General features: G+C 55.2%; 10 protein-coding genes. 4 read left to right on the top strand and 6 right to left on the bottom strand.

What is annotated here, in order from left to right:
* Window positions 1–24 precede the first annotated feature (24 nt).
* On the top strand, window positions 25–1,020 hold the full coding sequence (epmB, locus tag GH984_RS08475; RefSeq protein WP_153719770.1) for an EF-P beta-lysylation protein EpmB: 996 nt from the start codon (window positions 25–27) through the stop codon (window positions 1,018–1,020).
* 310 nt (window positions 1,021–1,330) lie between these two features.
* Here epmB and htpX read toward each other — a convergent pair whose 3' ends face one another.
* From htpX to parE, 3 genes are read right to left on the bottom strand one after another with little or no spacing between them, the layout of a single operon-like run.
* Entirely contained in the window at window positions 1,331–2,215 is an 885-nt protein-coding gene (htpX, locus tag GH984_RS08470; protein ID WP_369692016.1) for a protease HtpX, read from the bottom strand.
* Window positions 2,216–2,221: 6 nt separating this feature from the next.
* The gene (gene parC, locus GH984_RS08465) at window positions 2,222–4,471 is read right to left on the bottom strand and encodes a DNA topoisomerase IV subunit A (RefSeq protein ID WP_153719769.1); all 2,250 of its coding nucleotides are present in this window, start codon (window positions 4,469–4,471) and stop codon (window positions 2,222–2,224) included.
* Window positions 4,468–6,360: a DNA topoisomerase IV subunit B gene (gene parE / locus GH984_RS08460; RefSeq protein WP_153719768.1), complete on the bottom strand. Its 1,893-nt coding sequence runs from the start codon at window positions 6,358–6,360 to the stop codon at window positions 4,468–4,470. Before parE ends, parC begins: the two co-directional genes overlap by 4 nt.
* A 73-nt stretch (window positions 6,361–6,433) precedes the next feature.
* On the opposite strand from parE, the gene GH984_RS08455 reads away from it, so the two are divergent.
* Both GH984_RS08455 and ispA read left to right on the top strand, forming a co-directional pair.
* Window positions 6,434–6,694, top strand: coding sequence for an exodeoxyribonuclease VII small subunit (locus GH984_RS08455; protein ID WP_153719767.1), 261 nt, complete (start codon window positions 6,434–6,436; stop codon window positions 6,692–6,694).
* On the top strand, window positions 6,675–7,565 hold the full coding sequence (gene ispA, locus GH984_RS08450) for a (2E,6E)-farnesyl diphosphate synthase (protein ID WP_153719766.1): 891 nt from the start codon (window positions 6,675–6,677) through the stop codon (window positions 7,563–7,565). Before GH984_RS08455 ends, ispA begins: the two co-directional genes overlap by 20 nt.
* A 1-nt stretch (window position 7,566) precedes the next feature.
* Here ispA and typA read toward each other — a convergent pair whose 3' ends face one another.
* Window positions 7,567–9,393, bottom strand: a complete 1,827-nt coding sequence (typA, locus tag GH984_RS08445) for a translational GTPase TypA (protein ID WP_153719765.1) — start codon at window positions 9,391–9,393, stop codon at window positions 7,567–7,569.
* A gap of 74 nt (window positions 9,394–9,467) precedes the next feature.
* On the opposite strand from typA, the gene GH984_RS08440 reads away from it, so the two are divergent.
* Window positions 9,468–9,926, top strand: a complete 459-nt coding sequence (locus tag GH984_RS08440; RefSeq protein WP_153719764.1) for a CBS domain-containing protein — start codon at window positions 9,468–9,470, stop codon at window positions 9,924–9,926.
* Here GH984_RS08440 and GH984_RS08435 read toward each other — a convergent pair.
* Together GH984_RS08435 and GH984_RS08430 are read right to left on the bottom strand one after the other, a co-directional pair.
* Complete coding sequence (locus tag GH984_RS08435; protein ID WP_153719763.1) at window positions 9,923–11,365, bottom strand: TrkH family potassium uptake protein; 1,443 nt, start codon at window positions 11,363–11,365, stop codon at window positions 9,923–9,925. The genes GH984_RS08440 and GH984_RS08435 overlap by 4 nt on opposite strands.
* 2 nt (window positions 11,366–11,367) lie before the next feature.
* Window positions 11,368–11,766 carry a potassium channel family protein gene (locus GH984_RS08430; RefSeq protein WP_153719762.1) on the bottom strand — a complete coding sequence of 133 codons (399 nt, stop codon included), beginning with the start codon at window positions 11,764–11,766 and terminating at the stop codon, window positions 11,368–11,370.
* Between the last annotated feature and the right edge of the window lie 7 nt (window positions 11,767–11,773).

Here is an 11,773-nt window from a genome sequence, read left to right as displayed (position 1 = left end):
ACGGAAAACCCCGAGGGATAGAACATGACCACCACGCAATGGCAACAGGAATGGCAGTCCGCCATCACCGACCCCGCCATGCTAATCAAGCACTTAGGCCTCGATCAGGCGCTATTGGAACCCGCGCGCGCTGCTGCCAAATTATTCCCACTACGCGTGCCGCCCGCCTACCTGGCGCGCATTAAAAAGGCTGATCCGGCCGACCCACTACTGCAACAGGTGCTGCCGCTTGGCATCGAAACCCTGCCGTCTACTGGCTTTACCGCAGACCCCGTTGGCGACAACGCCAGCCTGCACAACGGCGGCGTCATCCACAAATACACCGGCCGCGCCCTGCTCATCACCACCGGCGCCTGCGCCATCAACTGCCGCTACTGCTTTCGCCGCCACTTCCCCTATGCCCAATCGAATGCCAGCACCCGCCAATGGCAACAAGCTCTGGATTATCTGCGCAACAACCCCAGCATTCACGAAGTCCTGCTAAGCGGCGGCGACCCCCTCAGCCTCAACGACCGCCGCCTCAGCGAGCTTGCGAACAAGCTGGCCACCCTGCCCCAAGTCCGCCGCCTACGCATACACACCCGCCTGCCCATCGTCATCCCCAGCCGAATCACCGATGAGCTCATTGGCTGGCTAACCAACCACCCCTTCAAACCCGTCATGGTTATTCACGCTAACCACCCTAACGAACTCGATGACCCCGTTGCCAACGCCATGCAACGCCTCACCGAAGCAGGCATTCCGCTTTACAATCAAAGTGTTTTGCTGCGTGGCATCAACGACAACGCCGACACGCTGGCCGCCCTAAGCGAACGACTTTTTGAGCTTAATATTCAACCTTACTATCTTCACCTTCTTGATCGCGTGCAGGGCGCCGCTCACTTTGACCTCCCCGAGCAGGAGGCCCATCGCCTCATGCAAAGGCTGGCCGCTCAGGTGCCCGGCTACCTCCTGCCTCGGCTAGTTCGCGAAGTAGCGGGGGCGCCTTGGAAGGTGCCGGTGGTGTGGTGGGAGGCTTAATGGGCTGGCCGGGGGTTGTTTGTGCATCAGTTTGCTCGTGCATCGGCATGATCAAAGGCCGGGGTGGTGCTGCTCTAAAGGCGCTCGATTCAAAGGCCGGGGTGGTGCTGCTCGCAAGGCGCCTCGGCAGGCCCTGCCTATTGAACCCACGGTCAAAGCAGCCTGCCTGCCGCTGAAGCCTTGAGGGCAGTACCACCACGGCCTTTGCACCCAAATCCTAAGGGCAGCACCACCGCGGCCTTTGCACCCAAATCCTAAGCGCAGTACCACCGCGGCCTTTAAACCTAAACCCTGCGCCCAGCAGCCCCGCTTACAACCCCCGTAATGCCGCAATCCGCTCCTCAATTGGCGGATGAGACATAAACAAGCGCTTAATGCCGCCAGGAGCAATACGGCCAGAAATGCCCAGCGCTGCCATTTGATCCGGCAGATCATCCGCCGGTGGGGTGCCACCAAGGCGCCGCAAGGCGGCGATCATCTTTTCGCGACTGGCCAAATCAGCAGCACCGGCATCGGCACGGAATTCACGCTGTCTGGAGAACCACATCACAATAATGGAGGCCAGAATGGCCAGCAGGATTTCGGCAACGATGGTCACAATCCAAAAACCGGGGCCATGACCACGTTCGTTTTTGAAAACCACACGATCAACAAAGTGGCCGATCACGCGGGCAAAGAAAATCACGAAGGTGTTAATCACACCCTGAATGAGCGCAAGTGTGACCATGTCGCCGTTGCTGATGTGGCTAACTTCATGGGCAAGTACAGCTTCAACTTCGCCTTGGTCCATCGATCGCATGAGCCCGCTGCTAACGGCAACGAGGGCGTTATTGCGGCTCATACCGGTGGCAAAGGCGTTAACTTGCGGTGAATCATAAATACCCACCTCGGGCATGCCGATGCCGGCTTTGCGCGCTTGGGCACGAACCGTGTCGATTAGCCACTGTTCGGTGGCATTGGCGGGCTTTTCAATCACGCGAACGCGCATCGCCCGTTTTGCCATCCATTTGGAGATGGCCAGCGATAGAAAGCTACCGCCCATGCCAAAGACCGCTGCAAAAACCAGCAACGCTTGGTAGTTTAAAGCGCCGCCATCAGCCTCAAGCAAGCGATCCACACCCAGCAGGCGTAAGACGATGCCCAATACGACAATAATCGCAATGTTAGTCCCTAAAAAAAGAAGTATCCGCCGCACGAATCTTTACTCCTTCATCTGTGGATACACCGCATCCACGCGCTGAAAACCGCGGGGCAAGGCACGGCCGCGTCGCCCCCGCTCACCTTCATAACCCGACAGATCGGCGCCTTTGAGGGTGAGCTGGCGTTTGCCGGCCTGCACCACCAAGGGCTGATCTGCCGTTAAAGTACATAAACCCGCAACCCGTTCGCTACCGTCTTTACGACGCGCCGCGGGAATATCGATCAATTTGTTCCCTTTTCCGCGCGCAAGTTCCGGTATTTGATCAAGCGGGAAGATCAACAAGCGCCCGGCAGTGGTTGCAACGGCCACCCGATCTGCGCCAGCCTGAAGCGTCATGGGCGCTACCACTTCAGCGCCCGTCCCTAAGTTCAACACAGCCTTGCCGGCTTTTTGGCGACCATGGAGTGCTGAAAGTTGGGTAATAAAGCCATAACCATCGCTGCCCGCGAGCAGCAAGCGGCGCGCTGGGTCACCACAGAGCGCAAAAATAAATCGAGCGCCCTCAGGCGGTTGCAAGCGGCCGGTGAGTGGCTCACCTTGGCCACGTGCAGACGGCAGAGTGTGTGCAGGCAGACTATAGCTGCGGCCCTGATCGTCAAGGAAAACTGCCAACTGATTGCTGCGGCCTGCGGCAGCATCAGCAAAATCATCACCAGCACGATACGACAGCTTACTGGGATCTACATCATGCCCCTTTGCCGCTCGGGCCCAGCCCTTGCGAGACAACACGATGGTAACGGGTTCACTGGGCACCAGGTCTTGTTGGCTCAGTGCACGAGCGGATTCTCTTTGAACGAGTGGTGACCGGCGATCATCCCCGTACTGCTCTGCATCCGCCTGCAATTCTGACTGAATCAGCTTAGTGAGCTTTTTGTCAGAGCCTAAAATGGCGGCAAGCCCGTCACGCTCTTTAGCCAGCTCATCCTGCTCACCGCGGATCTTCATTTCTTCAAGCCGCGCAAGATGGCGCAAGCGCAGCTCTAAAATGGCTTCTGCCTGGGTTTCACTTAAACCAAAACGCTCAACAAGCGCGGGTTTGGGCGATTCGGCTTCACGAATAATCGCAATGACCTCATCGATATTCAGATAGGCAATGAGCAGCCCTTCGAGCACATGCAGACGAGCCTCTACCTTCTCAAGCCGCCATTCCAAGCGTCGACGAACCGTGCGGCGTCGATACTCAATCCACTCCGTTAAAATCTCACGCAAATTGCGAACGCGCGGCCGGCCATCCAGCCCAATCACATTTAAATTAACGCGATAACTCTTTTCTAAATCGGTGGTGGCAAACAGATGCTGCATCACCTCGTCGGCATCCACTCGATTAGAGCGCAACGTGATCAATAGGCGCGTTGGATTTTCGTGATCAGACTCATCACGCAGGTCTTCCACCATCGGCAATTTTTTAGCCTGCATTTGGGCTGCAATCTGCTCGAGTAAGCGGCTACCCGAGACCTGATGCGGAAGGGCGGTAACAATAACATCTCGCCCTTCTTTCTCCCAACGGGCGCGAAGGCGCAGGGCGCCATGGCCTGTTTTATAAATCTGGCGAATATCGCTGACCGGCGTGATGACCTCAGCCTCAGTCGGGTAGTCTGGCCCTTGCACATGCTCACAAAGAGCAGCCACGTCGGCATCCGGCTCGTCGAGCAGACGAATACACGCCGCAACCACCTCGCGCAGATTATGGGGTGGGATATCGGTTGCCATGCCCACAGCAATGCCGGTACCGCCATTCAGTAGAACATTCGGTACCCGCGCGGGCAGGGTTACCGGCTCTTCAAGCGTGCCATCAAAATTAGGCTGCCAATCAACTGTGCCTTGGCCTAGCTCCTGAAGCAGCAACTGAGCATATCCGCCCAAACGCGCCTCGGTATAGCGCATGGCCGCAAACGACTTGGGATCATCGGGTGAACCCCAGTTGCCCTGGCCGTCGACCAGGGGATACCGATACGAAAATGACTGGGCCATCAAAACCATGGCCTCATAACAGGCTGAGTCACCATGCGGGTGATATTTACCCAACACATCACCCACGGTACGCGCCGATTTTTTGTGCTTAGAGGCTGCCGATAAACCCAGCTCAGACATGGCATACACAATGCGCCGCTGGACTGGCTTTAGGCCATCGCCCACATGCGGCAGGGCCCGATCCAAAATGACATACATCGAATAATCGAGATACGCTTTTTCGGTAAATTCATGCAGGGGCCGAGTTTCAAAATCCTGCAGGGGTATCGGTTCGCTCATATTAGTGCCTCGGCAAGATCGCCCTTACTTTCTAACCATGCTCGGCGCTGCGAAGCCGAGCGCTTACACAAAAGCATGGCCATTAATGTGTCGGTCTCCTCAGGGGAGTCGACTGTTAACTGCACGAGTCGCCGTGTGTCGGGCGCCATGGTGGTTTCACGCAGTTGCAACGGATTCATTTCTCCTAGCCCCTTAAAACGCGTGGTCGACACTTTGCCTTTGCGTTTTTCTGCGGCTATCCGATCCATCACGCCGCGGCGCTCCTGCTCATCAAGTGCATACCAAGTCTCTTTACCCACATCAATGCGATACAGCGGTGGCATAGCAATGAACACATGCCCCGCCTTCACAAGGGCCGGAAAATGTTTAAGAAATAGCGCACAGAGTAATGTTGCGATATGCGCCCCATCGGGGTCGGCATCTGCTAACACACAGACTTTTGCATAGCGCAGGCCGCTTAAGTCGTCTGAGCCAGGTTCAATGCCCAGCGCAACGGCAATGTCATGCACCTCTTGAGAAGCCATCACCTCGGCGGGGTCGACCTCCCAGGTGTTCAAAATTTTGCCGCGCAGTGGCATGACCGCCTGAAATTCTCGATTTCGTGCTTGTTTAGCCGAGCCGCCAGCCGAGTCACCTTCCACTAAAAACAGCTCACTGGAGGCCGGGTCCTGGCTACTACAATCGGCAAGCTTGCCGGGTAGCGCTGGGCCTTGGGTCACCCGCTTTCGAGTCACCGTTCGCGCCGCGCGCATCCGCCGCTGGGCACTGGCCAGCACTAACTCGACCAGCCGCTCGGCTTCTCCCGTATGCTCATTAAGCCAAAGGCTAAACGCATCTTTAACAACGCCTGATACAAAGGTGGCGCATTCGCGAGACGACAGGCGTTCTTTGGTTTGCCCCGAAAACTGAGGCTCTTCAAGCTTGACCGATAAGACAAAACTGACCCGCTCCCACACATCCTCGGGGGCAATGCGCACACCACGCGGCAGTAAGTTACGGAACTCACAAAACTCACGCAATGCCTCGGTCAGCCCTGTCCGAAGGCCGTTAACATGCGTACCGCCCTGCATCGTCGGGATTAAATTGACATAGCTTTCTTGAACTAAATCGCCGCCATCAGGTAGCCAGCAAACCGCCCATTCCACGGCCTCATGTTGAGCGCGAAAGTCACCCGGAAACGGCGGATCTGGAAGGCGCTCAAAATCTCCCACGGCGCCGGCCAGATATTCGGAGAGACCTTGCTCATAATGCCAAACCGTTTCTTCACCGCTGGCCTCTTCAACAAACCGAACTTTTAAACCCGGGCAGAGCACGGCTTTTGCGCGCAGAACGTGGCGTAGCCGTGGCAGCGAAAATCGCACCGAGTCAAAGTAACGACCATCTGGCCAAAAGTGCAGCCGTGTGCCCGTATTGCGTTTGCCGACCTCGCCCACAGCGGTTAAATCGCTGACTTTATCGCCATTAGCAAATGCCATTTCCCATTCATGGCCATCTCGCCGAACAGTGACTTCTAAGCGGGTAGATAGGGCATTAACCACCGACACCCCAACGCCATGCAACCCGCCGGAGAACTGATAACTATCACGCGAGAACTTACCGCCCGCATGCAGGCGACTGAGGATGACCTCAACACCCGGCGCGTTTTCCTCGGGATGCAGATCAACGGGCATGCCACGGCCATCATCGCTGACCGATAGCGACCCATCGCGATGGAGGGTGACATCGATATTGCGGCAATGGCCGGCAATAGCCTCATCGACACTGTTATCGATGACTTCTTGGGCTAAGTGATTGGGCCGAGTCGTGTCGGTGTACATGCCAGGGCGTCGGCGCACGGGATCAAGCCCGGTCAACACCTCTATGGCGGCAGCATCGTATTGGTTATTCATGATTCAAGCAGTTTACCTTGTGCCGAGAAAACCGGCGAGTGCGTTAAACGCATCAGTTCGCTAAAATTGCCGAATGAACGAGACGACCGAACAAAAAGACATTGATTTTGAAGCGGCATTAAAAGCACTCGAAGGGTTGGTCGAGCAGATGGAGCGCGGCGAATTAACGTTAGAGCAGTCACTCCAATGCTTTGAGCAAGGAGTTGCGCTCACCCGAGAGAGTCAACAAGCCCTTACCGCTGCTGAGCAACGCGTTGAAATTCTGCTAGAAAAAAATGCTCAAGCAGAACCCGTGCCATTCGCGCAGGCCGATAATGCCGCTGACACTGACTGAGGCGCTTGCCGTCTACTCAGCGCGCGTCACCACTGCGTTGGATAATGCACTGCCCGATCCCGCCTTGGTTCCTGAATTACTCCACAGCGCGATGCGCTATGCCGTATTAACGCCGGGTAAAAGGCTTCGGCCATTTCTGGTCTATCAGGCCGGCATCTTAATGGGCGCCGATGAAGTTACGTTAGATGCGCCTGCCTGCGCGGTAGAGATGATTCATGCCTACTCGTTAGTGCACGATGATTTGCCGGCCATGGACGATGATGACCTGCGCCGAGGCCAACCCACTTGCCATCGTGCCTATGATGAAGCAACCGCAATTTTAGTGGGTGATGCGCTGCAGTCGTTGGCATTTCAGCTGATTGCTGATGCGGGCATACCAGCCACAGAAGTGCGCTTAGAAATGGTTAAAACACTTGCCCAGGCTGCCGGGTCACGCGGAATGGTCGGTGGACAGGCAATGGATCTTGCCGCTGCCGGTCAAACGCTCAACACAGCACAACTTGAAGATGTACATCGCAATAAAACCGGGGCGCTAATTCTTGCCAGCCTGCAGCTCGGTGCGCTTTGCGGTGCCCCGCAGGATCGCGCAAGCCGAGAGGCGCTAACCCGCTATGGCGAGTGTATTGGCCTTGCCTTTCAGGTGCAGGACGACATTTTAGATGTTGAAGGCAATGCGACTGCACTCGGCAAGCAAAGTGGTGCTGATGCGCAGCATAAAAAAGCCACTTATCCGGCATTAATGGGCATAGAGCCCGCAAGGGAGTTTGCTCATGCGCTTAGCGAAGAGGCCATCAAGGCGTTACAAAGCTTTGACGCGCAGGCCGACTTACTGCGCGCACTTGCTGAATACATCGTCAATCGAGATCGATAATCTAGCCGGCCGATCTTGAAGCTTTTTTGCGCTCATGCTCTAAAAGCAGCTTTTTACGAATCCGAATGGCCGCCGGCGTTACTTCCACCAACTCATCAGAATCGATAAATTCTAATGCCTGCTCCAATGAGAGCCGAATGGGCGGCGTGAGAATAATATTCTCATCTGAGCCTGCAGCACGGATATTTGTTAACTGCTTAGCCTTCATCGGGTTCACAATCAAGTCGTTATCTCGGCTATGCAGCCCAATGACCATGCCCTCGTAGACTTCCTCGCCAGGGCCGATAAGCAACTTACCGCGCTCTTGCAGGTTAAATAAGGCATACCCCAGCGCCTTGCCGGTTGCCATTGCAATCAGCACCCCATTAACCCGCTGCCCATAATCGCCACTTTTTACGGGGCCGTAGTGATCAAACACGTGGTACATCAACCCAGTGCCAGAGGTAGCAGTTAGAAACTCGGTTCTAAATCCAATTAACCCTCGCGCCGGAATAATATAATCAAGCCGCACCCGACCACGGCCATCCGGCAGCATGTCGGTCAACTCACCGCCTCGCTCTCCAAGGCGCTGCATTACCGCACCTTGATAGTCATCAGCCACATCCACCGTTAGCTGCTCATATGGCTCTTCTCGCTGGCCATTCACCTCTCGGGTAATGACCTCGGGGCGTGAGACGCCCAGCTCGTAGCCTTCGCGACGCATGTTCTCAATCAAAATGCCCAAATGCAGCTCACCACGACCGGAGACACGAAATTTCTCAGGATCTTTCGTATCCTCTACGCGCAACGCCACGTTATGTTGAAGCTCGCGCATTAAGCGCTCACGTAACTGCCGTGAGGTAACAAATTTTCCTTCTCGACCCACAAACGGAGAGGTATTAACTTGGAACGTCATAGAAACAGTCGGTTCATCAACCGTGAGCGCTGGTAGCGGCTCGACGGCGGCGGGATCGCAAAGCGTATCGGAGATATTAATTCCCTCGACACCGGTAAAGGCAATGATGTCACCCGCCCCTGCCGACTCGACCTCAACCCGATCAAGCCCCAAGAACCCAAGTACTTGTAGTATGCGCACCTGACGGCGTTTGCCATCGCGGTCTACACACACCAAATTCTGGCCACTGCGCACTTCACCACGCTCAATACGGCCAATACCAATCACACCCACGTAACTGCTGTAATCCAGCGAGATCACCTGAATTCTAAACGGTCCGTCGGCATCCACTTCGGGGGGTGGAACGGTATCTCGAATTAGCTCAAACAACGGCGTCATATCACCGCTGCGCACGGTGGATTCTTTGCCTGCGTAGCCATTGAGGGCTGAGGCGTAAATCACCGGAAAGTCCAGCTGCTCATCCGTGGCGCCCAAGTTATCGAAAAGATCAAAGGTTCGATCAACCACCCAGTCAGGTCGTGCACCATCCCGATCGACCTTATTAACGACAACAATTGGTCTAAGACCACGCGCCAGTGCCTTTTGTGTAACAAACCGCGTTTGTGGCATTGGGCCATCAACGGCATCAACCAACAACAGCACCGAGTCGACCATCGAAAGCACACGCTCTACTTCGCCACCGAAGTCAGCATGGCCCGGGGTGTCGACAATATTCACGTGCAGACCCTGCCACTCAATTGCCGTGTTTTTTGACAGGATGGTAATGCCCCGCTCACGCTCGAGGTCATTAGAATCCATCACCCGTTCTTGCGCGGCACCGCGCACAGCAAGCGTGCCCGACTCCTGCAGCAAACGATCTACTAGCGTGGTTTTGCCGTGATCAACGTGGGCAATGATGGCGATATTTCGGAGATTTCTGATTTCTTTAGACATCCCGCCTATGCTACACGGTTTGCGCGTGAAAGACATGACAGGGTATGTTGTCGTTTCATGGAGGAGGCGCAGTTATGCGGCGGACAATCAGACAATTACTAGGTAATCGCGCAGGCTCATTGCATGCGTTGGGGCCGAATCAAACCGTTAGTGATGCCGTTGCACTCATGAATCGAACCAATATTGGTGCTGTTTTGGTCATGAACCCTGAGCAAGAGCTACTCGGCGTGTTTACCGAGCGTGATGTGCTAAGGCGAGTGCTGGAGAACCGTCTTGACCCAGACACCACGTCGCTAGAGGCCGTGATGACCCGAGAGGTTTATTGGATTGCACCAGAAAATGCCGTTGATGATGCAATGGCGCTTGTTAGCGAACGGAATATACGCCATTTACCCGTTATGGACGGCGCCAAGGTGCTGGGTATGATTTCGGTGCGTGATCTCACCGCCGCCGTGGTGGAAGACCGTGAACTCGAACTTGCAGAGCTCACCAGTTATATGCACGGCAGCTATGGCGGGCCAACGCACATTTAGGCCCGGCGCATCACTCGGCCACCAAAGGCCCAAGCAAACAAAACAAGCAGTGGAAAAATCTCAAGCCGACCGAGCAGCATTAACACGCTGAGCACCACCACCGCGGCAGCGGGCAACTCAGGGCCCACCAAACCGCTGGATAATCCAGAATTAAATAATGCCGAGGCGGTTTCAAAAAAAACATATGCCAACGGCGTGCCTGCCGGCAAAAAGTGCAAGATCACAAAAACACTGAGCAGCCATAGCAGCATGAACACACCTACCAACCGCGCGGCGATGCGACCCAGCTCGCCCATCGCTTTTGGCGTTACACGCTCTGCGTTGTGACGCACCATGACCACCTCGTGGGCACTGGCACGAAACTCACGCAACTGCCCGGCCAGATCTTTAAGCAGAATGCCCACACGCAGCAGTTTAAGACCGCCGCTCGTTGAGCCCGCCATTCCACCCATTAAAACAGCAACGAGTAATAGCAGTAATGCGGCGTCGGACCATGACATTAAAGACTCAGTGGCAAAACCAGCTGTTGTTACTGCCGATACCCACATAAAGATTAGCGACACCGTTTCTTCGGATCGACCCGCTATCCAATGCTGCCCAATCAATAGTGCCGCGCCCAGTAGCAACACCCAAACCAATATCCGAATTTCATCAAATCGCCATAACTGCGCGGGCGTTTGCCGCTCTACAAGCAACCGGTAATGCACCAAAAAGCTAATCGCACCAAAAATCATGAGTGGCAGATAGGCCAATCGAACAAGCGTCGGCGTGCTAGCAAGGCTATCATCAGTAATTGTAAAGCCACCGGTTGCGATGGCCGTCATGCCATGATTGATCGCTCGCCACAGCGGCTCACCAACCAGCCATAACAACAAAATTCCTGCCACTGTATAGCCGATATAAATCAGCCAAATCATGCGCACGGTGGCTTTAACGGTGGGTAGAATTTTCTCTTCCCGAGCTTCAGAGAAGTACAAATTCAATGCGCCGCGTTCTGCAGGGAGCACTGCGATCAGCAGCAAGATCACGCCTATACCCCCTACCCACTGCGTCAAACTTCGCCACCATTGCAAATAAGCGGGCAGCTCAGACGGTGCGGCAATAATCGTCAGGCCCGTAGAGGTAAAGCCAGAAATCGACTCAAACAGCGCACTCGTCGGTGGCATCTGCGCACCGAGCCAAAAGGGCAAAGCGCCAATCAAAGCGATCAATGTCCAGCTAAATGCCGCAATTTGCATGGATTGATAGCGATGAAATGTTTTCGCACCGCGGCCCAAAAACACCAGCGCTTGGCCGAGTGCTACCGCCACACCTGCAGTCATCAGTAACGGCCAAATACCGCCAAGCTGATCAAACCACCAAGCAATGGGCAAAGAAAGCAACGCCATGAGCGCTGGCACATGCAAAAGGATGCCGGTACCGCGAAAAACCTCGCGCAATCTTAACGCTCCGTCATATCAAGCAGGTTTTCCGCCACCAAGCGCTCGGGGTCTGCAAGCACCCGAACACCCAAACGACGGAAGATTGCCATGTGACTATGCTGGTTGACCGTGCTTGTACGCCGTTCTACGCCAGCTTCCTGTGCTAACAACATAGCCATTAGGTTGGTGGAGTCATCCGCTGTTGTGGCAATCACCGCGTCTGCATCGGCAAGGTGACTTTCTGCGGCTGCAGTTTCTGCGCTAATTGCCATTTCCAGCACCAACACATCATGCTGCTCAGCACATTCCTGAGCCAATGTGGCATCAGGCTCCACAACCGCGGCCGTATGCCCCGCTTCTAGTGCCCGCTCAACCAAGCTATTGCCAACCGGACCTGCCCCAATGATTACCAAATACATCCTTACT

Origin of the sequence: Spiribacter salilacus, from assembly GCF_009649225.1 — a bacterium.
GTDB lineage: Bacteria > Pseudomonadota > Gammaproteobacteria > Nitrococcales > Nitrococcaceae > Spiribacter > Spiribacter salilacus.
Note: the sequence above shows the minus strand (reverse complement) of the source record. Positions and strands in the feature narration are given on the sequence as shown.